The 24,099-nt window shown below is 71.7% G+C and carries 25 protein-coding genes and 2 tRNA genes; 19 read left to right on the plus strand and 8 right to left on the minus strand.

Translation table 11 applies throughout. The features are described from left to right. The first annotated feature begins 13 nt into the window (after nt 1-13). Both ACQSSQ_RS06045 and ACQSSQ_RS06050 read left to right on the plus strand, forming a co-directional pair. Nucleotides 14-169 carry a hypothetical protein gene (locus tag ACQSSQ_RS06045; protein ID WP_431326133.1) on the plus strand — a complete coding sequence of 52 codons (156 nt, stop codon included), beginning with the start codon at nt 14-16 and terminating at the stop codon, nt 167-169. Nucleotides 170-182: 13 nt separating this feature from the next. Beyond that, on the plus strand, nt 183-710 hold the full coding sequence (locus ACQSSQ_RS06050; protein WP_431326134.1) for a PH domain-containing protein: 528 nt from the start codon (nt 183-185) through the stop codon (nt 708-710). 102 nt (nt 711-812) lie between these two features. On the opposite strand, the gene pepN is transcribed toward ACQSSQ_RS06050, so the two are convergent. Continuing rightward, nucleotides 813-3,359, minus strand: coding sequence for an aminopeptidase N (pepN, locus tag ACQSSQ_RS06055; protein WP_431326135.1), 2,547 nt, complete (start codon nt 3,357-3,359; stop codon nt 813-815). Between the two features lie 13 nt (nt 3,360-3,372). Next, nucleotides 3,373-3,987: a TetR/AcrR family transcriptional regulator gene (locus tag ACQSSQ_RS06060; RefSeq protein ID WP_431326136.1), complete on the minus strand. Its 615-nt coding sequence runs from the start codon at nt 3,985-3,987 to the stop codon at nt 3,373-3,375. 85 nt (nt 3,988-4,072) lie between these two features. On the opposite strand from ACQSSQ_RS06060, the gene ACQSSQ_RS06065 reads away from it, so the two are divergent. Together ACQSSQ_RS06065 and ACQSSQ_RS06070 are read left to right on the plus strand one after the other, a co-directional pair. Next, nucleotides 4,073-4,729, plus strand: a complete 657-nt coding sequence (locus tag ACQSSQ_RS06065) for an FMN-dependent NADH-azoreductase (RefSeq protein ID WP_431326137.1) — start codon at nt 4,073-4,075, stop codon at nt 4,727-4,729. After that, complete coding sequence (locus tag ACQSSQ_RS06070) at nt 4,726-5,049, plus strand: DMT family transporter (protein ID WP_431326138.1); 324 nt, start codon at nt 4,726-4,728, stop codon at nt 5,047-5,049. Before ACQSSQ_RS06065 ends, ACQSSQ_RS06070 begins: the two co-directional genes overlap by 4 nt. 19 nt (nt 5,050-5,068) lie before the next feature. On the opposite strand, the gene ACQSSQ_RS06075 is transcribed toward ACQSSQ_RS06070, so the two are convergent. Continuing rightward, nucleotides 5,069-5,869, minus strand: a complete 801-nt coding sequence (locus tag ACQSSQ_RS06075) for a helix-turn-helix domain-containing protein (protein ID WP_431326139.1) — start codon at nt 5,867-5,869, stop codon at nt 5,069-5,071. A gap of 67 nt (nt 5,870-5,936) precedes the next feature. Between ACQSSQ_RS06075 and ACQSSQ_RS06080 the strand changes: the two genes are divergently transcribed. From ACQSSQ_RS06080 to ACQSSQ_RS06105, 6 genes are all read left to right on the plus strand, one after another. After that, a complete protein-coding gene (locus ACQSSQ_RS06080; protein WP_431326140.1) occupies nt 5,937-6,374 on the plus strand; it encodes a DUF3224 domain-containing protein in 438 nt (145 codons plus the stop codon). Nucleotides 6,375-6,398: 24 nt separating this feature from the next. Then, the gene (locus tag ACQSSQ_RS06085; RefSeq protein ID WP_431326141.1) at nt 6,399-7,538 is read left to right on the plus strand and encodes a glutamate--cysteine ligase; all 1,140 of its coding nucleotides are present in this window, start codon (nt 6,399-6,401) and stop codon (nt 7,536-7,538) included. Between the two features lie 79 nt (nt 7,539-7,617). Next, a complete protein-coding gene (locus tag ACQSSQ_RS06090) occupies nt 7,618-8,220 on the plus strand; it encodes a mycothiol-dependent nitroreductase Rv2466c family protein (protein ID WP_431326142.1) in 603 nt (200 codons plus the stop codon). A 375-nt stretch (nt 8,221-8,595) separates the two neighbouring features. Beyond that, a complete protein-coding gene (locus ACQSSQ_RS06095) occupies nt 8,596-9,498 on the plus strand; it encodes an alpha/beta hydrolase (protein WP_431326143.1) in 903 nt (300 codons plus the stop codon). A 19-nt stretch (nt 9,499-9,517) separates the two neighbouring features. Then, nucleotides 9,518-10,000 (plus strand): ribose-5-phosphate isomerase, encoded by a 483-nt coding sequence (locus ACQSSQ_RS06100; RefSeq protein WP_431326144.1) that lies wholly within the window; start codon nt 9,518-9,520, stop codon nt 9,998-10,000. A 3-nt stretch (nt 10,001-10,003) separates the two neighbouring features. Next, nucleotides 10,004-10,873, plus strand: a complete 870-nt coding sequence (locus ACQSSQ_RS06105; RefSeq protein ID WP_431326145.1) for an Fpg/Nei family DNA glycosylase — start codon at nt 10,004-10,006, stop codon at nt 10,871-10,873. Nucleotides 10,874-10,877: 4 nt separating this feature from the next. Here the strand turns inward: ACQSSQ_RS06105 and ACQSSQ_RS06110 are convergent, their stop codons facing one another. Together ACQSSQ_RS06110 and ACQSSQ_RS06115 are read right to left on the minus strand one after the other, a co-directional pair. Further along, nucleotides 10,878-11,054, minus strand: a complete 177-nt coding sequence (locus tag ACQSSQ_RS06110) for a hypothetical protein (protein WP_431326146.1) — start codon at nt 11,052-11,054, stop codon at nt 10,878-10,880. Nucleotides 11,055-11,394: 340 nt separating this feature from the next. Then, a tRNA-Gly gene (locus ACQSSQ_RS06115) sits at nt 11,395-11,468 on the minus strand. A 182-nt stretch (nt 11,469-11,650) separates the two neighbouring features. On the opposite strand from ACQSSQ_RS06115, the gene ACQSSQ_RS06120 reads away from it, so the two are divergent. From ACQSSQ_RS06120 to clpX, 7 genes are all read left to right on the plus strand, one after another. Continuing rightward, nucleotides 11,651-11,724: transfer RNA gene (locus tag ACQSSQ_RS06120), tRNA-Pro, on the plus strand. A 62-nt stretch (nt 11,725-11,786) separates the two neighbouring features. Further along, nucleotides 11,787-13,169 (plus strand): trigger factor, encoded by a 1,383-nt coding sequence (tig, locus tag ACQSSQ_RS06125; RefSeq protein ID WP_431326147.1) that lies wholly within the window; start codon nt 11,787-11,789, stop codon nt 13,167-13,169. A 133-nt stretch (nt 13,170-13,302) separates the two neighbouring features. Next, the gene (locus tag ACQSSQ_RS06130) at nt 13,303-14,499 is read left to right on the plus strand and encodes an esterase/lipase family protein (protein WP_431326148.1); all 1,197 of its coding nucleotides are present in this window, start codon (nt 13,303-13,305) and stop codon (nt 14,497-14,499) included. A gap of 35 nt (nt 14,500-14,534) precedes the next feature. Continuing rightward, complete coding sequence (locus ACQSSQ_RS06135; RefSeq protein ID WP_431326149.1) at nt 14,535-15,011, plus strand: SRPBCC family protein; 477 nt, start codon at nt 14,535-14,537, stop codon at nt 15,009-15,011. 119 nt (nt 15,012-15,130) lie between these two features. Beyond that, nucleotides 15,131-15,721 (plus strand): ATP-dependent Clp protease proteolytic subunit, encoded by a 591-nt coding sequence (locus tag ACQSSQ_RS06140; protein WP_431326779.1) that lies wholly within the window; start codon nt 15,131-15,133, stop codon nt 15,719-15,721. Between the two features lie 50 nt (nt 15,722-15,771). Continuing rightward, the gene (locus ACQSSQ_RS06145) at nt 15,772-16,401 is read left to right on the plus strand and encodes an ATP-dependent Clp protease proteolytic subunit (protein WP_431326780.1); all 630 of its coding nucleotides are present in this window, start codon (nt 15,772-15,774) and stop codon (nt 16,399-16,401) included. A 112-nt stretch (nt 16,402-16,513) separates the two neighbouring features. Then, nucleotides 16,514-17,788, plus strand: coding sequence for an ATP-dependent Clp protease ATP-binding subunit ClpX (gene clpX / locus ACQSSQ_RS06150; protein ID WP_431326150.1), 1,275 nt, complete (start codon nt 16,514-16,516; stop codon nt 17,786-17,788). A gap of 9 nt (nt 17,789-17,797) precedes the next feature. On the opposite strand, the gene ACQSSQ_RS06155 is transcribed toward clpX, so the two are convergent. Further along, complete coding sequence (locus tag ACQSSQ_RS06155; protein ID WP_431326151.1) at nt 17,798-18,787, minus strand: YeiH family protein; 990 nt, start codon at nt 18,785-18,787, stop codon at nt 17,798-17,800. Nucleotides 18,788-18,856: 69 nt separating this feature from the next. Here ACQSSQ_RS06155 and ACQSSQ_RS06160 point away from each other — a divergent pair, with 69 nt between their 5' ends. Further along, a complete protein-coding gene (locus ACQSSQ_RS06160; protein ID WP_431326152.1) occupies nt 18,857-19,753 on the plus strand; it encodes a LysR family transcriptional regulator in 897 nt (298 codons plus the stop codon). Nucleotides 19,754-19,762: 9 nt separating this feature from the next. After that, entirely contained in the window at nt 19,763-20,902 is a 1,140-nt protein-coding gene (locus tag ACQSSQ_RS06165) for a saccharopine dehydrogenase family protein (RefSeq protein WP_431326153.1), read from the plus strand. 15 nt (nt 20,903-20,917) lie between these two features. On the opposite strand, the gene ACQSSQ_RS06170 is transcribed toward ACQSSQ_RS06165, so the two are convergent. Beyond that, a complete protein-coding gene (locus tag ACQSSQ_RS06170; RefSeq protein WP_431326154.1) occupies nt 20,918-21,370 on the minus strand; it encodes a GNAT family N-acetyltransferase in 453 nt (150 codons plus the stop codon). Then, on the minus strand, nt 21,367-24,060 hold the full coding sequence (gene valS, locus ACQSSQ_RS06175) for a valine--tRNA ligase (RefSeq protein ID WP_431326155.1): 2,694 nt from the start codon (nt 24,058-24,060) through the stop codon (nt 21,367-21,369). Before valS ends, ACQSSQ_RS06170 begins: the two co-directional genes overlap by 4 nt. Nucleotides 24,061-24,099 lie beyond the last annotated feature (39 nt).

Here is a 24,099-nt window from a genome sequence, read left to right on the forward strand (position 1 = left end):
AAAGGCAGCCGTGGTGAAAAAGGCGATCAGCGTCGTCCTGGTGATCTTCGTGATCTACTTCCTGCTCACGAATCCCACCGGCGCTGCCGACACCGTCGAGCAGATCTTCCAGTGGATCATCGACGCCCTCGGCCAGATCGCCTCGTTCCTCCAGTCGCTGCTGTCCTGACGGGGAGCAGGCCGTGCTGCGCAGGGTCCTGAGGCTGGTCCCGGATCGCAACATCGGCAAGCTCCTGCTGCTCGACGACGGCGAGCGCGTCAAGGACGTGGTCCGGCACCACTGGATCGTGTTCGTCGCGCCGTACGCCATCGTGCTCGGCGGTGTGCTGCTGATCGCGATGTTCCCGCTGCTGCCGATCTCCGTCGCCGGCGTGATGGCGCTGGTGGGGGTCGGCGTGATCGCGTTCGGGATGCTCCGGTCGGCCGAGCAGCACCTCGACGTCTTCGTGATCACCAACCACCGGGTGATGAGGATCCGCGGAGTCTTCGAGGTGAAGGTCGCCACGATGCCGATGGCCCGGATCCTCGACATCACCGTCGAGCGGACGGTGACGGGCCGGCTCCTCGGCTACGGGCACTTCGTCTTCGAGTCGGCGGCTCAGGCGCAGGGCCTGCGCGACATCCGGTTCATCCCGGCGCCGCTCGAGCGCGACCGGACGATCCAGCGCGCGCTGGTCGCCGCCGGTCTGCGCGGCCCGACCGGCCGCTGACCCGCCCCCGCTCCGTCCCCGTTTCGAAGGGTTGCGGTCGGTTTCTGCGCCGCAGAACCGACCGCAACCCTTCACATCGCGGACGAGGGGTGGTGAGGGGCGTCAGACTGCGGCGTCGCGCTCCTGGGCGGCGAGGGCGCGGGCGAGGTCCGAACGCCCCTCGCTGACGTAGCGACGGACCGTCGGGTCGAGGTCCTCGTTCGCCGCGAGCCACGCGTCGATCGCCGCGAGGTTCTCTGCGGTCGGGTTGGCCCGGGGGAAGAGGCTCTCGAGGATCTCCGACGCACGCCAGACGCCCTTCTCGATCACCGTCTTGGCGGTCTCGAGGTAGCGGGCGACGTACGGCTGCAGCAGCTCGGCCTGCCCCGGCTGCTGGAACGCGCGGGCGATGCTGCGCTGCGTCTCGTTGGGCAGGTCGTCGCGCACCACGACCGCGTCCCACGCGAACTCCTTCGACGCGGCGTCGGGCCGTGCGGCGCGGGCACCGGCGGCCTTCTCCTGGCCGGAGATCGTGTTGTCCCGTGCGAGCTCGGCGTCGATCTCGGCGTCGCCGAACGCGCCGGCCCGGGCGAGCCCGGCGACGAGGGCCCAACGGAGGTCGGTGTCCACGGCGAGGCCCTCCAGGGCGACCGAGCCGTCGAGCAGCCCCTTCAGGTACGCGATCGCGTCGTCGGACTCGGCGGCACCGGCGTACGCGCGCACGAACGCGAGCTGGTGGTCCGAGCCCGGGGCCGCCGCGTCGAGCAGCGCGCGCACGCCCTGCTCCCACTGGGCGCCGAGAGCGTCCCGGTTGTCCGGGGCGGAGAACAGCGCGACCGCGGAGCCGCCCTGGCGCAGCAGGGTCTGGACGGCCGTGAGGTCCGACTCGGTGCCGACGCCGGCGAGCACGATCGGCACGAACTGACGGGCCGGCAGCTCGGCGTCACGCAGCATGTCCCACGCAGCCCCCCAGCACAGCGCGCGCGCCAGCGAGTCGTCGATGTCGGCGATCGAGGTCGTCAGCGTCTCGAGCGAGCGGTCGTCGAGCCGGATCTTGGCGTAGGTGAGGTCGTCGTCGTTGAGCAGGACCAGGTCGGGCTGCCTCTGACCGACGAGCGAGTCCACCTCGGTGAGCGCGCCCTCGATGTCGGTCTCGACACGGGTCCGGCGGACCAGCCCGGCGTCGGTGCGGTCGTACAGGCCGATCGCGATCCGGTGGCGCCGCAGCGTCGGGTACGCCTCGATGGCCGTCTGCTCGACCGCGAACGAGGTGAAGGCGCCGTCGGCGTCGACGACGAACTGCGGGCGCAGCGTGTTGACGCCGGACGTCTGCAGCCACTCCGCGGCCCACGAGGTGAGCTCGCGCCCGGAGGCCGTCTCGAGCTCGGCGAGCAGGTCCTTCAGCTCGGTGTTGCCGAAGGCGTACTTGGAGAAGTACGACCGCAGCCCGGCGAAGAAGTCCTTCTCGCCGACCCACGCGACGAGCTGCTTGAGCGTCGACGCGCCCTTGGCGTAGGTGATGCCGTCGAAGTTGGCCTCGACCGCGTGCAGGTCGTAGTTGTCGGCCGCGATCGGGTGGGTCGAGGGCAGCTGGTCCTGGCGGTATGCCCAGTTCTTGCGCTGGTTGGTGAAGCCCGTCCAGGCGCCGGTGTACTTCGTCGCGTTGACCTCGGCGTGGTGCGAGGCGAACTCGGCGAAGGACTCGTTGAGCCAGAGGTCGTCCCACCACTTCATCGTCACGAGGTCGCCGAACCACATGTGGGCCATCTCGTGGAGGATCGTGTTGGCGCGCGACTCGTACGCGGCGTGGGTCTGGCGGCTGCGGAAGATGTACTCGTCGCGGAACGTCACCGCGCCGGCGTTCTCCATCGCGCCCATGTTGTACTCCGGGACGAACGCCTGGTCGTACTTGCCGAAGGGGTAGCCCATCTCGAAGGCCCCCTCGAAGAACGCGAAGCCCTGCTTGGTGATCTCGAAGATCTCGTCGTCGTCGAGGTGCTCGCGCAGGCTCTTGCGGACCTGGATGCCGAGCGGGATCTCGTCGTACGCGCCGCGGTAGGTGTCGGCGACCGTGTCGTACTCGCCGGCGATCAGCGCGGTGATGTAGGTCGACATGCGCTTGGTCTCGGCGAACTCCCAGCGGTCGACGCCGTCGCGGACGGTGGTCGGCTCGGGGGTGGGGGAGTTGGAGACGACCGTCCAGCCGGTGGGCGCCTCGATCGTGAAGGTGAAGGTCGCCTTGAGGTCGGGCTGCTCGAACGTCGTGTAGACGCGGCGGGCGTCCGGCACCTCGAACTGCGTGTACAGGTAGACGCGGTCGTCGGCGGGGTCGACGAAGCGGTGCAGGCCCTCGCCCGTGCGGGAGTAGGGGAGGCGGGTCTCGACCCAGAGCTCGTTGTCACCCTCGACGAGGCCGGTCAGCGCGATGCGGTTGTCCGCGTACGCCGAGGCGTCCACCTCCGTGCCGTTGAGCCAGATCCGCGGCTCGCGCGCGTCGACCAGGTCCGCGAACGTCGAGGCGTCGGGCTGGCGGGACGAGAAACGGACGACGGTGGTCGACCCGAACTCGGTGTCGGAGACGGTCAGGTCGAGTTCGACGGCGTAGTGGTGGACGTCGAGGAGCGCTGCCCGCTCCTGCGCCTCGTTGCGCGTGAGGTTGGTTCCAGGCATGCGCCCCATCCTGTCACGGGGTCGTGACCGCCCGGTCCCGGCGGCGTGGGTCGCCCAGCGCAGCGTGGGCGAGGACGCGGAGCGCTGCGGAGATCCGCTCGACCGACAGGCCGGTCTCGCGCTGCCGGACGAAGACCTCGGGGGCGAGCGGTGCGAGCAGCGGCTCGGTCATCGCGTCGGGGTCCTCGAGCCCGGCGTCGACCGCGAGCATGCGGACGTGCGCGCGCCAGAACCCGTACGCGCCGGTCTCGAAGCGGGAACGCCCGACCTCCGCGCCGAGCGCGAGCGGCGCGTGGTCGTCGAGCAGCTGCACCATCGCGTCGTAGAAGGCGGCCAGCCGGTCCGCGGGGGGAGCGCCTGGGCCGAGCGGCGGCGCGCCCCGGAGCAGCTCCTCCTGCAGCCGGCGCTCGTGCTCGTCGAGGAGCGCGACGGCGATCGACGCGCGGTCGGGATAGCGGCGGTAGAGCGTGCCACGGCCCACTCCAGCCTCGCGGGCGATGTCGTTCATCGCCACGTGCGCGGCGCCGCGATCGGCGTAGAGCCGCGCGGCCGCGGCGAGGATCCGTCGCCGGTTGCGCGCCGCGTCCGCGCGCTCGACGGGCGCCTCGTCCGCAGGGGGCAGGTCCACGGTTCTGACCGTACGGAATAACCGGTCACCGTGTCCAGTTAGCAGATAACTGGACACGGTGTCCGGATGAACGGAAGGAACGACCATGACCCAGCTGCTCCACCTCGACTCCAGCGCCCGCTCCCGGTCGTACTCGCGCGAGCTCGGCGCGCGGTTCGCCGCCCGCTGGCAGGAGGCACACCCCGACGGCGGGTACGTCCACCGCGACCTCGCGCGCCGTCCGGTCCCGCCGATCGGCGAGGCGTGGACCCGCATCTGCGACACGCTGCTCGCCGAGCGCATCACCGATCCCGCGGACTACCCCCGCGCCGTGCGCACGCCGGAGGAGCGCGAGGCGTGGACCGTGGTCGAGCCGCTGCTCGACGAGCTCGTCGCGGCCGACCTGGTGCTGATCGGCGCACCGATGTACAACTTCGGCGTCCCGGCCGCGCTGAAGGCCTGGATCGACCAGGTGACGCTCCCGCGGATGTCGCTCGCGGGCACGACCTTCGTGGTCGCGAGCGCACGCGGCGGCTCGTACGTCGACGGAGCGCCACGTGCGCCGTACGACCACCAGGAGCGCTACCTCCGTGACTTCGTCGCGGGGCACTTCGGCGTCGACGACGTCCGCTTCCTCCGTACCGAGCTGACCAACGCCCGGGTCGACCCGCTGCTCGCCGAGCTGCTGGACGCCCACCACGCCTCGTACGACGCGGGTGTGGCCGACGCCGACGCGCTCGCTGCGGGGGTGTCGGTGCGATGACCGGTTGGGGTGTCCTGGTGCTCGCCGGTCTCGTCGAGGTCGCGTGGAGCCAGAGCATCCGGCCGACGGAGGGCTTCACGAGGATCGGACCGACCGCGCTGTGCATCCTGCTCGGGGGGACGGCGGTCTACCTGCTGTCGCGGGCGATGGAGACCGTCCCCGTCGGCACCGCGTACGCCGTCTTCACCGGGATCGGTGCGGTCGGGGCGATCTCGCTCGGCGTCCTGCTGTCCGGCGACCCGCTGTCCCTCGGGCGGATCGCGGCGCTGACCCTGATCGTCGGCGGCGTCGCGCTGGCCCGGGCGACGGCGGGGGAGTGACGGCGTGGTCTTGACCCGCTCAACCGGCGGGTGCGTCGCCGACCTGGCGCGCGTACGTCGCGGGTGGCGTGCCGACGACCTCGGTGAAGCGTCGTACGAGGTGGGCCTGGTCGCTGAACCCGAGCTCGACCGCGAGCCCGGCCCAGTCGACGTCGTCGCCGGAGCGTGCCGCTGCCGCCGCGTCGAGGAGCCGGAACCGCTGCACGACCCACTTCGGCCCGACCCCGACGTAGGTTGCGAACTCCCGCTGCAGCGTCCGCAGGCTGACCCCGGCGTACGAGGCGAGCGCGTCGGCGCGGGTGACCGACCGCTCCTCCTCGGCGTGCGCGACGACCGCCCGCACCTCCTCCGCACGCGGATCAGGGTCGTAGCCCACCTCCTGCAGGTACGCCGTGAGGGCGGCCGCCATCGTCTCGTCGGGGGTGCCGGGCGCGAGGATCTCGTCCGCGTACGGCCGGTCGTCGACGCCGAGCACCTCGGCCGCGGGCAGGAGCCGGTCGTACAGGTCGGCCACGTCGCGCCGCAGGTAGCCGTGGAAACCCCCGGGCACGAACGAGGCCCCGAGCACGTGCCCGGTCCCGACGAGCGTGCGGGAGAACAGGCGTGGGATCACACCGTGCACGAGCAGGCGCCCCTGCTCGGCGGCCAGGTGCACGCGCGGCTGCGGGACGACCGCCTGCTCGTACGGCTCGGCGACGTCCCAGCGCACGCGCCAGAGGTAGTCGACGCCGTCCACGGGCGACGGCGGCGCCAACCGGCGTACGTCGATCGGCTCGGCCCGCCCGACGATCGCCTGCGGGTAGCCCTCCGGGTCGTGCACCGCACCAGCGTAGGACCTGGCGCGTTCCTTCAAGACGCCATGGTGCCGGGCGGGGGAGCCTGGGGGCATGAGGTACGACAAGAAGGCAAGGACAGAGTTCACCGTCGCAGGGTGGGACGAGGCCGTCGTCGAGGACATCGACGGCACCGGCAGCGAGATGAACGGCATGTACTACCCCGCCCGCGGCGTCACGCGCGCGACCGTGCGCTACGCCTACTCCGGCGACATCGAGGGCGAGGGGGTCGTGCAGTACGTGATGACCTACAAGCCGGGCGACGCGCCGCTGGTGGCCGTCGAGCGGTTCACCGGCTCCGTCGGCGGCCACGAGGGCACCTGCGTGCTCCTTCACCGCGGCACCCACGACGGGTTGGACGTCGACGACCACGTCGAGGTGATCGAGGGGATGGGCACCGGTGCGCTCGAGACCCTGCGCGGCGAGGCGAGCATCGTGCTCGGGGGCCACAGTGAGAAGGGCTACAGCTTCGTCCTGGAGTACGCGCTCTGAGACCGGGAGCGGCAGGATGGACCCATGGTCCTGCCCTTCGCGCAGTCGCGGCGCTCCACGATCGGCATCGAGTGGGAGCTCGCGCTGGTCGACGCCGACACGGGTGACCTCCGCCAGGTCGCGCGGACCGTGCTGGACGCGCTCGCGGCCGACGACGGTACGCCGCACCCGCACGTGCACCAGGAGCTGCTCCTCAACACGGTCGAGATCGTCTCCGGCGTCCACGAGCGGGTCGCCGACGCCGGCCGCGACCTGCGGCGCAACATCGACGTGGTGCGCGACATCACCGGTCCGCTGCGCGTCGAGCTGATGTGCGCCGGGACGCACCCCTTCGCGCAGTGGGACCACCAGAAGGTCACCGACAAGGAGCGCTACAACACCCTCATCGACCGCACGCAGTGGTGGGGACGCCAGATGCTCATCTACGGCGTCCACGTCCACGTCGGCATCGAGGACCGCGCCAAGGTGCTGCCGTTGATGCGGGCGGTGCTCGCCTACTTCGGGCACCTGCAGGCGCTGTCGGCGTCGTCGCCCTTCTGGGGTGCGAAGGACACGGGCTACGCGTCGAACCGCGCGCTGATGTTCCAGCAGCTCCCGACCGCCGGGCTGCCGTTCCGGCTCGAGGGCTGGGAGGACTTGGAGCGCTACACCGACGACATGCTCCACACCGGCGTGATCGACGACTTCAGCGAGGTGCGCTGGGACATCCGGCCCTCGCCGCGCTTCGGCACCCTCGAGGTGCGCATCTGCGACGGCACGCCCACGTTGAGCGAGCTGCTCGCGATCGCCGCCCTGACGCAGTGCCTGGTCGAGCACTACTCCGCCGAGCTGGACGCGGGCCGAGCACTCCCCGACCTGCCGCAGTGGTTCCTGCAGGAGAACAAGTGGCGCTCGGCGCGGTACGGCATGGACGCGATCCTCATCCTGGACGAGAAGGGCGACGAGGAGCTGGTCACCACCGACGTACGCCGGCTGCTGGAGATGCTCGCCCCGGCCGCCGAGCGGCTCGGGTGCTCCGACCAGCTCGCGGACGTGGAGTCGATCATCACCGGAGGCGCCTCGTACCAGCGCCAGCGCGAGGTCGCCCGGCGGCACGGGGGAGACCTCCAGCCCGTCGCGTTCTCGCTCGTGGAGGAAATGCACGCGGGTCGGCCGTTGTTGTGACGGTTTGCAGGACGATGCATCCTGCAACCATTCCTTTTCCGGGCGGTCCTCGTCCGGCTCCCCCGACCGAGAGGTGAGCATGTCCAAGACCGTCGACATGTGGTTCGATCCGCTGTGCCCCTGGGCGTGGATGACGTCGCGCTGGCTGCTCGAGGTCGAGCAGGTCCGTGACGTCGAGGTGCGCTTCAACGTCATGAGCCTGTCGGTCCTCAACGAGGGGCGCGACCTCCCGGAGAAGTACCAGGAGCTGATGGAGCGCGGCTGGGCCGGCGTCCGTGTCGCCACGGCCGCCGCGCAGAAGCACGGCGACGAGGTCCTGCGCGACCTCTACACCGCGATCGGCACCCGCGTGCACCCCGGTGGCCGCGACCTCGACCGCACGGTCCTGGCCGAGGCGCTGGAGGAGGTCGGGCTCGAGCCGGAGCTGATCGAGGCCGCCGACACCGACGCGTACGACGAGGCGCTGCGCGCGTCCCACCAGCGCGGGATCGGCCTGGTCGGCGAGGACGTCGGCACCCCGGTGATCGCCATCGACGACGTCGCGTTCTTCGGACCCGTCGTGACCCCGGCGCCCAAGGGCGAGGCGGCCGGACGGCTCTGGGACGGCTGCCTTCTGGTGGCCGGGACGGACGGGTTCTTCGAGCTGAAGCGCACCCGGACGCGCGAGCCGATCTTCGACTGAGCCCCGTCCGGGGTCGCGTAGCCCGAGCCTGCCCCGGTGGTCGAGTAGGCCGAGCCCCGCTCCACCGGTGGTCGAGTAGGGCGAGCCCCGCTCCACCGGTGGTCGAGTGGGCCGAGCCCCGCTCCACCGGTGGTCGAGTAGGGCGAGCCCCTGGGCGAGGCCGTATCGAGACCGGGTCTCGATATGCGCTCCGCTGGCGCTCCGCGCTACTCGACCAGCGGTGAGGTCTCGATACGCGCTCCGCTGGCGCTCCGCGCTACTCGACCAGCGGTGAGTCCGCCCGGGGTCTCGATACGCGCTCCGCTGGTGGGCGCGCTACTCGACCAGCGGTGTCGGGGCTGCTCGACTCCGGCCCCTGGGCGTTAGGGTCGCGGCATGCTGCATCCCCAGGCACGTGCCGCGGTCCTGCCCGAGGACGACACCCCTCTCGCCGAGGCCGACGTGGTGGCCCTGCGTACGGCCGACCGCGACGCCGCCCTCGCCGACACGATCCGCATCGACGTCGAGCACGTCGCGGACCTCGACGCCGACGGCGTCCCCGTGCGCCTGTACCGCCCGGAGGAGGACGCGCCGGTCCTGCTCTACGTGCACGGCGGGGGCTGGGTCTTCCACGACCTCGAGACCCACGACGCGTTCTGCCGCTACCTCGCCCACGCGACCGGGTGGGCGCTCGTGGCGGTCGACTACCGACGGGCGCCGGAGCACCCCTACCCGGCGCCGCTCGACGACGTCGCGACCGCCTTGGCGTGGGTGCGCGCCCACGGCGACGAGCACGGCCTCGACACGTCGCTCGTGGCCGGGCTCGGCGACTCCTCCGGAGCGAACCTGGTCGCCGGCCTGTGCGTCCGCGACCGCGGCGCGCTCGCGTACCAGGTGCTCGTCTACCCGCCCGTGGACGCGCTCGCCGACTTCGGGTCGCGGCGGAGCGAGGGCGTCGCGGAGAACGGCTTCCTCAGTGCCGACATGGACTGGTACTGGGACCAGTACGCCCCCACCGACGACGCCAAGGCCGCCCCGGAGGTGTCCCCGTTGCGGGCGGCAGACCTGTCCGGGCTCCCACCGGCGCTGGTCGTCACCGCCGAGCACGACCTGCTGCGCGACGAAGGCGAGGCGTACGCGGCACGACTGGCCGATGCGGGCGTCCCGACGGTGGCCTGGCGGGCCCTCGGGATGACCCACGGCTTCTGGCGCCGCCCGTGGGACTTCGACGCGTCGCGCTCGGCCGTACGGCTCGTCGCGGGCACCCTGCGCGACCTCGCCGCCTCGCCGAGTGAGTGAGTGCTGGGAGACTGGTCCCATGCGCGTTCACATCGGCTGCGACCACGCCGGCTTCGAGCTCAAGAACCACCTCCTGACCCACCTGCGCGAGCAGGGGCACGACGTCGTGGACCACGGTCCCGCCGCGTACGACGCCGAGGACGACTACCCGCCGTTCTGCATCGCCACCGGCGAGGCGGTCGTCGCCGACCCCGACAGCCTCGGCGTCGTCATCGGCGGCTCGGGCAACGGCGAGCAGATCGCGGCCAACAAGGTCGACGGGGTCCGCGCCGCGCTCGCGTGGTCGCGGGAGACCGCCCAGCTCGCCCGCGAGCACAACAACGCCAACGTGGTCGGCATCGGTGCACGCATGCACTCGGCCGAGGAGGCGACCGCGATCGTGGAGGCCTTCCTCGCCACCGCGTTCAGCGGCGCCGAGCGTCACGCCCGCCGGATCTCGCTGCTGACCGCGTACGAGGAGGCCCGCGGCAACGACCTCGCGGTCCACCGCGAGGACTTCTGAGCGGTGCCCGAGGGACACACCCTCCACCGGCTCGCGCTCGACCTCGGCGCTGCGTTCGGTGGTGACGTCACCTGGTCGTCGAGCCCGCAGGGACGCTTCGCCGACGGTGCGGCCCGCCTGGGGCAGCGCGTGATGGAGGGGGCGGAGGCCTACGGGAAGCAGCTCTTCGTCCGCTTCGCCGGGATCGAGGACCAGGTCAGGGTCCACCTCGGACTGATCGGCGGGCTCGCGATCCACGACGGCCTCCCGGAGCCGTCCGCGGTCGGTGACCTCTCAGCGCGCCCGGTCGTGGGACAGGTGCGCTGGCGGCTCGAGTCGGTGCGCGCGTGGGCCGACCTCCGTGGCGCCACCGTGTGCACGCTGATCACGCCCGACGAGAAGACGGCCTACCTCGCGCGGCTCGGCCCGGACCCGCTGCGCGACGACGCTGAGCCCGAGCGCGCCTGGCGCCGCATCAACTGGTCACGGATCACCGTCGCCGCGCTGCTGATGGACCAGGCCGTGCTCGCCGGGGTCGGCAACGTCTACCGGGCGGAGGTGCTGTTCCGCCACAACCTCGACCCGTTCATGGAGGGACGGTTCCTGCGGCGGGCCGAGTGGGACGCGCTGTGGGGCGACCTGGTCGGCCTGATGGCGTACGGCGTGTTGCACAACCGGATCGACACCGTGCGTCCCGAGCACGAGCCGGAGGCGATGGGGCGTCCGCCGCGCAAGGACGACCACGGGGGAGAGGTGTACGTCTACCGGCGGGCGCACCAGCCCTGCCTGGTCTGCGGCACCCCCGTGCGTACGGAGGTGCTGGCGGGCCGGAACCTGTTCTGGTGCCCGCGCTGCCAGCCGCGCAGCCGGCGGCGTACGCCGGTGCGCGGCTGACCGGTCAGCTGAGGTCGGGGAGCGCCCGGGAGGCGAGCAGCGCGCTGATCTCCTCGCGCTCGCGGCGGGCGGCGGCGAGCTCGTTGGCCGAGCCCAGGGCGTTGGCGCAGGACACGTCCGCGGAGGCGAACCGGGCGAGCCCGGATGCGGCGACGTGCCAGGCGAAGCTGAGTGGTCTCATCGGGTCCTCCGGGAGGGTGAGGCCGACGCGGCGCCTGGGCCGCCTTCCCTGCCAAGCGGGCCAGGCGCCGCGTTGTGGGTGCCGCCCCGGCGATGCGTAATCGCTCGATCCGACACCACTGACGGTAGGTGGTCGAGGAATCCGACCGGTTAGACGGACGTGACGTCTTCGTTAACGATCCCAATCCGGACAGATCGGTCCAAGGGTTTCGGGCACGCTGAGCGGACAGCAGGTGTCCGCGCGGGGGTACCCGAGCGACGTGGCACTGACCCGACCGTGCACGCTCGGGTCGGTGCGCGCTCGGTGGGGGACCCCAGCAGAACGGGCGGGCGACAGGTGATGGAGCGGACGACGGGAATCGAACCCGCGTAATCAGTTTGGAAGACTGAGGCTCTACCATTGAGCTACGTCCGCGCGTCGAGCACGGGGCGCCTGCGCCCTGCGGTCGACCGCGACCATGATGCCACACGCGCTCCCCGGTCCCACGACCGGGCGCGCCGAGTCATCGAGGGCGGCGGTCGCGCCCGCGGTTCGGGGCGACGGGTGTCGTCCACTACAGTGGATCGGGCGCCCGCACCGCCCGGAACGGTGCGTACCGGGATGTAGCGCAGCTTGGTAGCGCATCCGCTTTGGGAGCGGAGGGTCGCAGGTTCAAATCCTGTCATCCCGACAGCCGACGACGCGTCGCCACCGAGGCGACTGTCTTGCACGACGACCAAGGAGAACGTACTCGTGAAGAGTGCCCAGGAGACACTGAGCCCGACCCGGGTCAAGCTGACCATCGAGGTCCCGTTCGAGGAGCTCAAGCCCAGCCTCGACAAGGCCTACAAGACCATCGGGTCGCAGATCTCGGTCCCCGGCTTCCGCCGCGGCAAGGTCCCCTCGAAGGTCGTCGACCAGCGCGTGGGGCGCGGCACGATCCTCGACCAGGCGATCAACGACGCCCTCCCGGGCATCTACTCGCAGGCCGTCGCCGAGGCCGAGGTCCAGCCGCTCGGCCAGCCCGAGGTCGACGTGACCCGCCTCGAGGACGGCGACCTCGTCGAGTTCACCGTCGAGGTGGACGTCCGCCCCGAGTTCGAGACCCCCGACCTGAGCGACGTCGAGGTCACCGTGCCCGACGTCTCGGTCGACGAGTCCGACGTCGACGAGCAGGTCCAGGCGCTGCGCGAGCGCTTCGCCACCCTCACCGAGGTCGAGCGTCCCGCCGCCGAGGGCGACTTCGTCACGATCGACCTCTCGGCCTCCAAGGACGGCGAGAAGCTCGACGTCGCGCAGGCCAGCGGCATCGTCTACCAGGTCGGCAAGGACTCGATGCTCGACGGGCTCGACGACGCCGTCACCGGGATGAGCGCCGGCGAGAGCAAGACCTTCCAGACGCAGCTGGCCGGTGGCGACCTGAAGGGCGAGGACGTCGACGTCGAGGTCACCCTGACGACCGTCAAGGAGCAGGAGCTCCCCGAGCTCGACGACGAGTTCGCCCAGACCGCCTCGGAGTTCGACACCGTCGAGGAGCTGCGCGCCGACATCACCGAGAAGCTCACGCGCGGCAAGCGCATCGAGCAGGCCGCCGACGCCCGCGACGCGGTGCTCGAGGCCGCGCTCGAGAAGCTGGACGTCCCGCTGCCCGATTCGGTCGTCGAGGCCGAGATCACCAGCCGTCGCCAGCAGATCGAGCAGCAGCTCGCCTACGCCGGCATGACGATGGACGCCTACCTCGACTCCGAGGAGCAGACCATCGACGAGTTCGAGGCCGACCTCGAGAAGCGCGTCCGCGACTCGCTGGTCGCGCAGTTCCTGCTCGACCAGATCGCGACCGACTCCGAGATCGGCATCGAGCAGGACGAGCTGACCGAGCACATGCTGCGTCGCGCCCAGCAGTCGGGCGAGGACCCGCAGTCCTTCATGCAGCACATGGTCGAGCACAACCACATCCCGGAGCTCGTCGCCGAGGTCGTCCGCGGCAAGGCGCTCGCCTCCGTGGTCGAGAACGCGACCGTCAAGGACGAGTCCGGCAACGTGATCGACCTCGCCAAGCTCCGTGGCGACGGCACGTTCGCCGAGGACGACGCCGAGGACGCGGACGCGGCCGACGAGAGCTCCGACAAGAGCTGATCCCGGCACAGCCCCGTACGAGGCCCCTTCCCGCGCCGCGGGGAGGGGCCTCGTCGTCCGTGGGAGTGTGAGCCTCGTCCTGGATCGGGCGGCCGGGTAGCGGCCGCGGCACGGGTCCCGCGACCATGGGCTCGTGACCTCCGCTGCGCCCCGCACCGCGCACACCGCCGCCCTCGCCCTCGGCTATGCCGACGAGGTGGTGGTCCCGTGCGTCCGTGAGGTCCACGGGGCGGTGGCGAGGCGGGCGTTCGGCGCGGTCCTCGGCGGACGCGTGCCGAAGCTGGCTCACGACGCCGTCGCCGCCCTGGCCTACGCCGGCGTCTCCGGCGGGCTGCGAGGCGCCAGCCTCGGTCTGCGCCACCTCGCCGACCGCGGGGTCGGAGCGTCGGTCGAGAGCAGCCGGCGTACGCGTCTGCTCCGCTCGGCGGTCAACGCCGTGATGGGGGACCGCCTCGCCGACCGGCAGGACCCCTACGCGCTGCCGATGGCCCTGCGGGCGGGTGGTGAGGACGTCGTACCGGAGCGGTACGCGTTCGCCCTGGCGTACCCGCAGGCGACCAGCGAGGTCGTGGTGCTCGTCCACGGGCTCGGCGAGAACGACGAGTCCTGGGACCTGCGCGCCGAGCGCCACGGCGGGACGTACGACGACGCGATCCGCGACCGTACGGCCGCGACGCCGGTCCGTCTGCGCTACAACACCGGTCGCCACGTCTCGGACAACGGCGCCGACCTCTCCAACCTGCTCACCAAGCTCGTGGAGGGGTGGCCGGTGCCGGTCACCCGGCTCCACCTCGTCGGCCACTCGATGGGCGGGCTGGTGATCCGGTCCGCGACGGCGTACGGGGTGGCGCGGCGCGCGGCGTGGACCCAGCAGGTCGCGACCGTGGTCTGCCTCGGCACGCCGCACCTCGGGGCGCCGCTCGAGCGGGCCGTGCACGCGGGCTCCCGTGCCCTGAGCCTCGTCCCGGAGAGCCTGCCGTTCGCCACGGTCCTGGGCTCGCGCTCGGCCGGCATCGTCGACCTGCGGCACGGCTACGTGACGCGCGAGGAGTGGTACGGCCAAGACCTCACCGCCCGCTGGGGCGACGGGCGTCTGGCGGTGGCTCCGCTCCCGCACGCGGCGTACCACTTCGTCGCCGCCGCGGCCGACCTCGTGGTCACGCGGGGGTCCGCGGCGGGGGCGGCGCGCGGTGGCGCGGCGGTGGTCGACCAGGCGTCGGCGTCGCGCGTCGCCGGAGGGCACCTCGGCCTGCTCAACCATCCGGAGGTGGCCGAGCGGCTCGTGGGGTGGGTCACCGGTCACCCCGCGGCGCTGCCCGCCGTACGCTGACCCTCGCTCCCCACCGCCGACCCTGAGGACGACCGATGACCGCCGCCACCACCGACCCGTACCTGATCGAGGTCAGCACCGACGTCGACGCCCCGCCCCGCGTCGTCTGGGACGTGGTCTCCGACCTCCGCAGGATGCCGGAGTGGAGCCCGCAGACCCGCCGGATGATCGCGCGCGGCCGGATCGGCAAGGGCACCCGCACCCTCAACGTGAACAAGTACGGCTGGCGGGTCTGGCCGACGACGTCGACGGTGGTCCGCTACGAGCCCCAGAGGGCGATCGCGTTCTCCGTCCCGGTCAACGGCACGGTGTGGACGTACGAGCTCGAGGACCTCGGTGAGGGTCGCACGCGGCTCGTCGAGCGGCGCCAGGCACCGAAGGGCACGACGCCGGTGTCCAAGGCCCTGATCAAGCGGTTCCTCGGCGGAGACGTCGCGTACGGCGCACAGCTCGAGCGCGACATGGTGGCGACGCTGGAGCGGATCAAGACGGTGGTCGAGGCGCAGCCCTGAGGCGTCGCGCGGGGAGCGGCTCGGCTTGTGCGCCCGTAGCGAAATCGACCGGGTTCCCCTCGGGTTCGTCGCAGCGCCCCGCTAGGGTCGAGCACGTGAACACAGAGATGACACCGCGCATGGCTGGCGAGGTCGGCCCGAACGATCTCGACGGCCACATCTACCAGCGCCTCCTCAAGGAGCGCATCGTCTTCCTCGGCTCCGAGGTCCGCGACCAGAACGCCAACGCGATCTGCGCGCAGATGCTGCTGCTCAACGCGGAGGACCCGAAGGCCGACATCCGGCTCTACATCAACTCGCCGGGCGGCTCGGTCGACTCCGGCATGGCGATCTACGACACCATGCAGTTCATCTCGAACGACGTCGTGACCGTCGGGATGGGCCTCGCCGCGTCGATGGGGCAGTTCCTGCTCGCCGCCGGCACCAAGGGCAAGCGCTACGCGCTCCCGCACGCGCGGATCATGATGCACCAGCCGTCCGGCGGCCTCGGCGGCTCCGCCTCCGACATCCGGATCCAGGCCGAGCAGAGCCTGCTCCTCAAGCAGCAGCTCAACGAGCTCCAGTCGCAGCACACGGGCCAGCCGCTCGAGGCGATCGAGCGCGACTCCGACCGCGACCGCTGGTTCACCGCCGAGCAGGCCAAGGACTACGGCTTCATCGACCACGTGATCGCCCGCGAGAACGACGTGACGCGAGGTGAGGCGTCGTGACCGCCTCCGCCCTGCCGCTCGGCGGCCCGACCCCAGGAGCCGACATGACCATGCCGCACCAGCAGTTCGCCCCGTCGATGAACTACTACATCCCCCAGTGGGAGGAGCGGACGTCGTACGGCTTCCGCCGTATCGACCCCTACGCGAAGCTGTTCGAGGACCGCATCATCTTCCTCGGCACCCCGATCTCCGACGAGGTCGCCAACGCCGTCATGGCCCAGCTGCTGTGCCTGCAGTCGATGGACCCCGACCGCGACATCTCGCTCTACATCAACTCGCCCGGCGGCTCGTTCACGGCGCTGACGGCGATCTACGACACGATGCGCTACCTCAAGCCGGACGTGCAGACGGTCTGCCTCGGTCAGGCCGCCTCGGCCGCGGCCGTGCTGCTGGCCGCCGGCACCCCCGGCAAGCGCCTGGCTCTCCCCAACAGCCGGATTCTGATCCACCAGCCCTACACCGAGGGCACCTACGGTCAGAGCTCCGACCTGGAGATCACCGCCAACGAGATCCTGCGCATGCGGGACCTGCTCGAGACGATGATCTCGGAGGCCTCCGGCAAGCCCAAGGAGGAGGTCAGCCGCGACGTCGAGCGCGACAAGATCCTCACCGCCGAGCAGGCTGTCGAGTACGGACTGGTCGACCAGATCCTCGAGACGCTCAAGACCCCCGCGGTCTGACAGAACTGACACGCCCGAGCCGGGTCGGCCCCACGCCGGCCCGGCACAGGGTACGGTCGAAAGAAGCATCTGCGGGGGAAACGCGCCCCGGACGACGAAGGGTGAGGAAGCAGTGGCACGCATCGACGGCGGCGACCTGCTCAAGTGCTCGTTCTGCGGGAAGAGCCAGAAGCAGGTCAAGAAGCTGATCGCGGGTCCAGGCGTCTACATCTGCGACGAGTGCATCGAGCTCTGCAACGAGATCATCGAGGACGAGCTGCAGGAGACGTCCGAGGTCTCGCTGGACGAGCTGCCGAAGCCCCGCGAGATCTACGAGTTCCTCAACCAGTACGTCATCGGCCAGGACGCCGCCAAGAAGTCGCTGGCGGTCGCGGTCTACAACCACTACAAGCGCGTGCAGGCCGGTGCTGCCGCGGGCCGCCACAAGGACGACGTGGTCGAGCTCGCGAAGTCCAACATCCTGCTCGTCGGGCCCACGGGGTGCGGCAAGACCTACCTCGCGCAGACCCTCGCCCGGATGCTCAACGTCCCGTTCGCGATCGCCGACGCCACGGCGCTCACCGAGGCGGGCTACGTCGGCGAGGACGTCGAGAACATCCTCCTCAAGCTGATCCAGGCCGCCGACTACGACGTCAAGAAGGCCGAGACCGGCATCATCTACATCGACGAGGTCGACAAGATCGCCCGCAAGAGCGAGAACCCGTCGATCACGCGCGACGTCTCCGGCGAGGGCGTGCAGCAGGCGCTGCTCAAGATCCTGGAGGGCACGACGGCCTCGGTGCCGCCGCAGGGCGGGCGCAAGCACCCGCACCAGGAGTTCATCCAGATCGACACCACCAACATCCTCTTCATCGTGGGTGGTGCCTTTGCTGGGATCGAGCAGATCATCGAGAGCCGCAACGGCAAGATGTCGCTCGGGTTCAACCCCAACCGCGAGGAGCGGGCGGCGGAGCGGGTCACCGGCCAGGTGTTCACCCAGCTCATGCCGGAGGACCTGCTCAAGTTCGGTCTGATCCCCGAGTTCATCGGGCGTCTCCCGGTCATCGCGACCGTCGAGAACCTCGACAAGGAAGCCCTCGTCGAGATCCTCACGCAGCCCAAGAACGCCCTCACCAAGCAGTACGCCAAGCTCTTCGAGATCGACCACGTCGAGCTCGAGTTCGCCGAGGACGCCATCGAGGCGATGGCCGACCTGGCGCTGCTGCGGGGGACGGGTGCGCGAGGGCTGCGCGCGATCATCGAAGAGGTCCTGCTCAACGTCATGTACGAGGTGCCGAGCCGTGACGACGTCGCGAAGGTCGTCGTCACCAAGGAGACGGTCCTCGACAACGTCAACCCGACGCTGGTGCCGCACCGCGACGAGGAGCGTCGCGACAAGGCCTCCTGACCCTCGCGGTCAGCCGAGCAGCAGGATCAGTGCGAGCGACGTCCCGGCCGCGGTGAGCGTCGCCGCCGTCGCGAGCACCAGCGCTCGTGCGGGCACGGGCCAGAGGTCGCGCAGTCGCAGGCCCAGGCCGAGCCCGAACATCCCTGCGGCCAGCAGCACCGAGGCGGCGACGTCCGAGGCTCCGAGCGCGAGCGGGCCGAGCAGCCCCGTCGACCTCACCAGCACCGCGACCACGAATCCGGCGACGAACCACGGCACCACCGCCGTACCGGTCCGCTCCGAGGCGCCCTCCCGGCGGGCCGCCATCAGGTAGACGCCGGCGAGGGTGACCACGCGCCCGAGCTTCACCGTCGTCGCCAGGGCGACCGCCAGCGGACCACCGACGAGCGAGGCCGCCGCGACCACCTGCGCCACCTCGTGGATGCTCGCCCCGGCCCAGGTCGCGGACTGCTCCGTCGTGAGCCCGAGGGCGCCGGCAGCCAGGGGGAGAAGGCCGATCATCGCCGTGCCGTAGACGGTCACCAGCGCCACCGCGAGCGCCACGTGGCGCTCCCGTGCGCGGACGCCGTCCTGGACCGCTGCGACGGCCGCGGCGCCGCAGACGGAGAACCCGGCGGCGACGAGGGTCACGAGGCCGCGTTCGAGACCGAGCGCGTCGCCGACGACGACCGTCAGTCCGTACGTCGCCGCCACGGTGATCACCACGACCGCCACGGTCGCCGGCCCGATCGCGGCGACGTCCCCGAGCGGCAGGCGCAGCCCGAGCAGGACGATCCCGAGACGCAGGCAGAAGCGCCCGACGGCGGCCTGCTCGGCGCGGGCGGTGGTGCCGGGCGCCCACGGCAGGTTCGCGAGGACCGCGCCCAGGACCAGGGCGACGAGGAGCGGGCCGAGCACCGGCACCCGTGCGCTCACGCCGATCGCCGCGACCGCGGCGACGAGGGGGAGCGCGGCGGTGAGCGTGCGGGCGGGGGGACGGCGCCGCGAGTCGAGGGACACGTTCCAGACTCCGGGACCCGGGGAGGTGCCGGTAGAGCGCAACTCGCACCCAACTCATAAGGTGAGGTGATGACTCCGCCGGAGGTCGACGTCCAGACGCTCCGCCTGCTCGTCGCCGTCGCGGCGCGCGGGAGCCTCGGCGCGGCTGCGCGTGAGCTCGGCATGACCCAGCCGGCCGCCAGCGCCCGCGTCCGGGAGTTCGAGGCCCGATGGCGGGTCGGCGTGCTCGAGCGCTCCCCGCGCGGCTCACGGCTCACCGAGGACGGCGAGGCCGTCGTGTCGTGGGCGCGCGTCCTCCTGCACGAGCTGGAGACCGTCCGTTCGAGCCTCCTCGCCCTGGGTGAGGAGCGGCGCGCCGGTGTCTCCGTCGCTGCCAGCCTCACGATCGCCGACCTCATCCTGCCCCGCTGGCTGGCAGAGCTGCGGGCTCGACGCCCGGACGTGAGCCCGCGGCTGCACGTCGTCAACAGCGACACGGTCGCGGCCATGGTGCGGGCGGGCGAGGTCGACCTCGGGTTCATCGAGTCGACCGGCATCCCGGCCGATCTCGCGCGGCAGGTGGTGGGTCACGACAGTCTCGCCGTCGTCGTCGCACCGTCGCACCCGTGGGCGCGACGCCGTACGCCGTTGACGCGCGAGGAGCTGCAGGCCGCGTCGTACGTCCTGCGCGAGCCGGGCAGCGGCACCCGGAGCACCTTCGAGGCCGCGCTGTCGCAGCCGCCGAAGGTCGCGCTCGAGGCCAGCTCGACCAGCGCACTGGTCGGCGCCGCGGCCGCCGGAGTCGGTCCGGCGGTCGTCTCCCGCCGGGCGGTCTCCGGCGACGTCGAGCGCGGCCGCCTCGTGGTCGTCCCGACGGACCTCGACCTGCGTCGACCGCTGACCGCCGTGTGGGACCGCAGGCGCCGGCTCCGTGACGCTGCGTCGGACCTCGTGGTCATCGCCGCCGAGGCGTCACGGTCCCCCTAGACTCACCGCGTGACCTACGCCTTCGCCCTGCTCGGGGCCACCGGATTCACGGGCGGTCTCACCGCCGACTACCTCGCCGCGCATGCCCCGGAAGGCGCCTCGTGGGCGATCGCGGGGCGCAGCCGGGCGAAGCTCGACGCCGTCGTGGCTCGCATCGCCGACGCGGGCGGGACGATCCCCGAGGTCGTCGTCGCCGACGTGACCGACCCGCGCTCGCTCCGCGCGCTGGCGGAGTCGACCGGGGTGCTCGCCTCGACCGTCGGCCCGTACGCGCTCCACGGCGCGCCCGTGGTCGCCGCCTGCGCCGACGCCGGCACGACCTACTGCGACCTGACCGGCGAGCCGGAGTTCGTCGACCGCACGTGGCTCGACCACCACGACACCGCCGTACGGACCGGGGCGCGCCTCGTGCACGCGTGCGGGTTCGACTCGGTCCCGTACGACCTCGGCGTCCTCTACACGGTCCGGCAGCTGCCCCCCGACCTGCCGATCACCGTCCGTGGCTACGTCCGAGCGGGGGCGGAGCTCTCGGGAGGCACCTACCAGTCGGCGCTCGGGGCGTTCGCGGGCTACCGGTCCAGCCGGGCGACCGCGAAGGAGCGGCGTCGTCGCGAGGGCCGCCCGGAGGGACGTCGCGTGCGCGGCCTCCCGGAGCGCCCGGCGCGCGGAGCGTCCGGGGACGGATGGGCGCTCCCGCTGCCGACGATCGACCCGCAGATCGTGCTGCGGTCGGCGCGGGCTCTGGAGGCGTACGGGCCCGACTTCGCCTACGGGCACTATGCGCAGTTCCGCCACCTCCCGACGGCGGTCGCGACCACGCTGGGCCTCGGCGCCCTGGTGGTCGGCGCGCAGGTGCCTCCGGTCCGGCGAGCGCTGATGGGGGCGAAGGGGTCGGGGGAGGGGCCCAGCGAGGAACGCCGGGCCCGGTCCTGGTTCCGGGTGCGGTTCGAGGCCGAGGCGGGCGGCACGCGGCTGGTCACCGAGGCCGCGGGTGGCGATCCCGGCTACACCGAGACGGCCCGGATGCTCGGCGAGACCATGATGGCGCTGGCGTACGACGACGTCCCCGAGGTCGCGGGACAGGTCACGACCGCGGTGGCGGCCGGTGACGCGCTGCTCGCCCGCCTGCCGTACTTCCACACGCTGTGATGCCCCGGCCCGCGGTCAGAACGTGAGCTTGAACCCCACGTGGCTCGCCGTGAAGCCGAGGCGCTCGTAGAAGCGGTGCGCCCCCTCGCGCGACGCGTCGGACGTGAGCTGGACCAGGTGGCAGCCCGTCGCCCGTGCCTCGTCGACGGCCCACGCGATCATCGACGACCCGAGGCCGGCCCCGCGCAGGTCCGACCGGACACGGACCGCCTCGATCTGCGCCCGCGTCGCGCCGCGGCGTCCGAGCCCGCGCAGGAACGACAGCTGCAGCGTCCCCACGACCTCGCCGTCCCGCTCAGCGACCAGGACGCGCTGGTTCGGGTCGGCGGTCAGCGCGGCGAGCGCGTCGAGGTACGGCGCGAGGTCGTCCGGGGACTCGCGCGTCGCCCCGAGGTGGTCGTCGGCCAGCATGGCGACGATCTGCGGGACGTCGTCAGCGACGGCGTCCCGCATCGTGACGTCGGTCATTCGGTCGGCTCGCCGGCCGCGGCCGGCTCGGACGCACCGTCGCTCGTCTTGTCGGTCTCTGCCGGCTTGTCCGCCGCCTCCGTCACCGGCGCCTCGGCCGGCTTCTTCGGCTCGGGCTCGGCGAGCTGCACCTCGACGGCGAGCTGGCCGGCCGACAGCGACGGGTCGGCGACGAACTCGACCTCGCCGGTCACGTTGCCGGCCGAGCGCAGGTCGGGGAGCGCCCGCGCGACGATCTCGAGCCGCTGCTCGGACCCGCGAACGACCATGCCGGTCACGGCGGTGCGCTGGCTGACCTTCGCGGTCGACTTCGCGCCGCGGATGCCCGCGAGCACCTCACCGGCCGCCACCAGCAGGGTCGGGTCGTGCGGCGTGGTCGTGATCTCGAGGTCGGCGCTCGGCCACTCGGCGCGGTGGATCGAGCCCTCCTGCCACCAGGACCAGACCTCCTCGGTCACGTACGGCAGGAACGGCGCGAGCAGGCGCAGCTGGACCGACAGCGCGATCGCGAACGCACTGCGGGCGGACTCCGCCGCGTCGCCCTCGCCGCGAGCCCGGTCCTTGACCAGCTCGAGGTAGTCGTCGCAGAAGTCCCAGAAGAACCGCTCGGTCACCTCGAGGGCCGACGTGTAGTCGTACGCCTCGAAGGCCTCCGTCGCCTCGATCGCGACCTGGCGCAGCCGGCGCAGCATCGAGAGGTCGAGCAGCTCCGTCACGCGGTGCGGCTCGACGAACGACGCGTCGACACCCAGGCCGTACGCGTCCGGCGCCGCGAGCACGAACTTCGACGCGTTGAGGACCTTCATCGCAAGGCGGCGCCCGACCTTCATCTGGGCCTCGTCGAACGGGGAGTCGGCGCCCGGGCGAGCGCCCGCGGCACGCCAGCGCACGGCGTCCGCGCCGAACTTGTCGAGGATCTCGGTCGGGACGACGACGTTGCCCTTGGACTTCGACATCTTCTTGCGGTCGGGGTCGACCACGAATCCCGAGATCAGGGCGTGCGACCACGGCGCGGTGTGGTTCTGGAGGTGGCTGCGGACGACGCTCGAGAACAGCCAGGTCCGGATGATGTCGTGGGCCTGCGGACGGAGGTCCATCGGGAACGTCTTCTCGAACAGCTCCGGGTCGCGCTCCCACCCGCAGACGATCTGCGGGGTCAGCGAGGACGTCGCCCACGTGTCGAAGATGTCCGGGTCGCCGATGAAGCCGCCCGGCTTGCCGCGCTGGTGCTCCTCGAAGCCCGTCGGTGCCTGCGACTGCGGGTCGATCGGCAGCTCCGACTCGTCGGGCACGATCGGGTTGTCGTAGTCGGCCTCGCCCTCGCCGTCGAGCTTGTACCAGACGGGGATCGGCACGCCGAAGAAGCGCTGCCGGCTCACCAGCCAGTCGCTGTTGAGGCCGTCGATCCAGTTGGTGTAGCGCGACTGCATGTACGGCGGGTACCACGCGATCTCGTGGCCACGTGCGACGAGCTGGCCGCGCAGCTCGGGCTCCTTGCCGCCGTTGGCGAGGTACCACTGGCGGGTGGAGACGATCTCGAGGGGCTTGTCGCCCTTCTCGTAGAAGTTCGCCATGCGGGTCGTCGCCTTGGGCTCCCCGTCGAGGTCGCCGGCCTCGCGCAGCGCCGCCACGATCGCCTCCCGCGCGGAGAACACCGTCTTGCCGGCGAGCTCCTCGTACGCCTTGCGGCCCTCGTGGGAGGAGATCCAGCCCGGCGTCTCACGGATGATCCGGCCGTCGCGGCCGACGACCGTACGCGTCGGCAGGTCGTACTCGCGCCACCACTGGACGTCGGTCAGGTCGCCGAACGTGCAGCAGTGGACGATGCCGGAGCCCTTCTCGGGATCGGCCGCCGGGTCGGCGATGATCGGCAGCTCGACGCCGAAGAGCGGGGACGTCGCCGTGCCGCCGAACAGGTGCTGGTAGCGCTCGTCGTCGGGGTGCGCGATCAGCGCCACCGCCGAGGGCGTGAGCTCGGGACGCGTCGTCTCCACGTGCACCTTGGTGCCGTCCGGGAGCGAGTAGCCGACCCGGTAGTAGTGCCCGGGGTAGTCGCGGGCCTCGAGCTCGGCCTGCGCGACCGCGGTCTGGAAGGTGACGTCCCACAGCGTGGGGGCGTCGGAGGTGTACGCCTCGCCGCGAGCGAGGTTGCGCAGGAACGCGCGCTGCGACGCGACCCGCGAGACGTCACCGATCGTCGTGTAGGTCTGCTCCCAGTCGACCGACAGGCCCAGCGTGCGCCAGAGGTCCTCGAAGGCCTTCTCGTCGATCGCGACGAGCTGCTCGCAGAGCTCGATGAAGTTGCGCCGGCTGATCGGGACCTGCTTCTTGGGGTCCGGCTTCTCGGGCGGCGTGAAGTCCTCGTCGTACGGCAGGGACGGGTCGCACCGCACACCGAAGTAGTTCTGGACGCGGCGCTCGGTCGGCAGCCCGTTGTCGTCCCACCCCATCGGATAGAAGACCTCCATGCCGCGCATGCGCTGGAAGCGCGCGACGAGGTCGGCGTGGGTGTAGGAGAAGACGTGGCCTACGTGCAGGGAGCCGGACACGGTCGGCGGCGGGGTGTCGATCGAGTACACCTGGGCGCGCGTCTTGGAGCGGTCGAACGCGTAGGTGCCACGCTCTTGCCACAGCGCGGACCACTTCTGCTCGAGCCCCTCCAGGGCAGGCTTCTCCGGCACGTTGCTCATGCGCCCAGTCTAGGAGGGGCGGGCGGTGCGCTGTGACCC

Source organism: Mumia spirodelae, assembly GCF_050632745.1.
In the GTDB taxonomy this organism is placed as follows: Bacteria; Actinomycetota; Actinomycetes; order Propionibacteriales; family Nocardioidaceae; genus Mumia.

Excerpts from the sequence above, each read along its gene's own strand:
- pepN (WP_431326135.1), bottom strand. The coding sequence starts at position 3,359 with ATGCCTGGAACCAACCTCACGCGCAACGAGGCGCAGGAGCGGGCAGCG.
- ACQSSQ_RS06065 (WP_431326137.1), top strand. The coding sequence starts at position 4,073 with ATGACCCAGCTGCTCCACCTCGACTCCAGCGCCCGCTCCCGGTCGTAC.
- ACQSSQ_RS06070 (WP_431326138.1), top strand. The coding sequence starts at position 4,726 with ATGACCGGTTGGGGTGTCCTGGTGCTCGCCGGTCTCGTCGAGGTCGCG.
- ACQSSQ_RS06080 (WP_431326140.1), top strand. The coding sequence starts at position 5,937 with ATGAGGTACGACAAGAAGGCAAGGACAGAGTTCACCGTCGCAGGGTGG.
- ACQSSQ_RS06085 (WP_431326141.1), top strand. The coding sequence starts at position 6,399 with ATGGTCCTGCCCTTCGCGCAGTCGCGGCGCTCCACGATCGGCATCGAG.
- ACQSSQ_RS06090 (WP_431326142.1), top strand. The coding sequence starts at position 7,618 with ATGTCCAAGACCGTCGACATGTGGTTCGATCCGCTGTGCCCCTGGGCG.
- ACQSSQ_RS06095 (WP_431326143.1), top strand. The coding sequence starts at position 8,596 with ATGCTGCATCCCCAGGCACGTGCCGCGGTCCTGCCCGAGGACGACACC.
- ACQSSQ_RS06100 (WP_431326144.1), top strand. The coding sequence starts at position 9,518 with ATGCGCGTTCACATCGGCTGCGACCACGCCGGCTTCGAGCTCAAGAAC.
- ACQSSQ_RS06110 (WP_431326146.1), bottom strand. The coding sequence starts at position 11,054 with ATGAGACCACTCAGCTTCGCCTGGCACGTCGCCGCATCCGGGCTCGCC.
- ACQSSQ_RS06135 (WP_431326149.1), top strand. The coding sequence starts at position 14,535 with ATGACCGCCGCCACCACCGACCCGTACCTGATCGAGGTCAGCACCGAC.
- ACQSSQ_RS06140 (WP_431326779.1), top strand. The coding sequence starts at position 15,131 with ATGGCTGGCGAGGTCGGCCCGAACGATCTCGACGGCCACATCTACCAG.
- ACQSSQ_RS06145 (WP_431326780.1), top strand. The coding sequence starts at position 15,772 with ATGCCGCACCAGCAGTTCGCCCCGTCGATGAACTACTACATCCCCCAG.
- ACQSSQ_RS06160 (WP_431326152.1), top strand. The coding sequence starts at position 18,857 with ATGACTCCGCCGGAGGTCGACGTCCAGACGCTCCGCCTGCTCGTCGCC.
- ACQSSQ_RS06170 (WP_431326154.1), bottom strand. The coding sequence starts at position 21,370 with ATGACCGACGTCACGATGCGGGACGCCGTCGCTGACGACGTCCCGCAG.
- valS (WP_431326155.1), bottom strand. The coding sequence starts at position 24,060 with ATGAGCAACGTGCCGGAGAAGCCTGCCCTGGAGGGGCTCGAGCAGAAG.